This window comes from Citrobacter amalonaticus (assembly GCF_018252635.1).
Classification (GTDB): Bacteria; Pseudomonadota; Gammaproteobacteria; order Enterobacterales; family Enterobacteriaceae; genus Citrobacter_A; species Citrobacter_A amalonaticus_E.
In genome coordinates this window covers 1-356 of the sequence record NZ_JAGTXM010000062.1, presented here as the reverse complement: position 1 = coordinate 356, position 356 = coordinate 1, and the positions used below count along the sequence as shown (strand labels likewise).

1 pseudogene is annotated in these 356 nt (G+C 69.9%); it reads left to right on the top strand.

Features of this window, described 5'->3' with window-relative positions:
- Positions 1 to 317, top strand: a pseudogene (locus KE671_RS22715) (alanine dehydrogenase); the annotation flags it as partial.
- Positions 318 to 356: the final 39 nt, after the last annotated feature.

The following is a 356-nucleotide window of genomic DNA, read 5'->3' as shown; positions in this document are numbered from 1 at the left end:
AGAAGGGCTCGGTGCTGGTCGACATCGCGATCGACCAGGGCGGTTGCTTCGAGGGGTCGCGACCCACCACCCACGACGACCCGACGTTCGCGGTGCACGACTCGATCTACTACTGCGTCGCCAACATGCCCGGCGCGGTTCCCGAGACCGCGACGCGTGCGCTCACCAACGCCACGCTCCCCTACGTCTCGGCGATTGCGGGCAAGGGCTGGGAGCGGGCGGCCGCGGAGGACGTCGCACTGGCGAAGGGGCTCAACGTGCAGGGCGGGCACATCACGCTCGACGCCGTCGCCCGCGCACACGGTCTGACCGACTGACCTTCCCGACCCGAAAGAACCGCGGATCTTGGCGGGCCC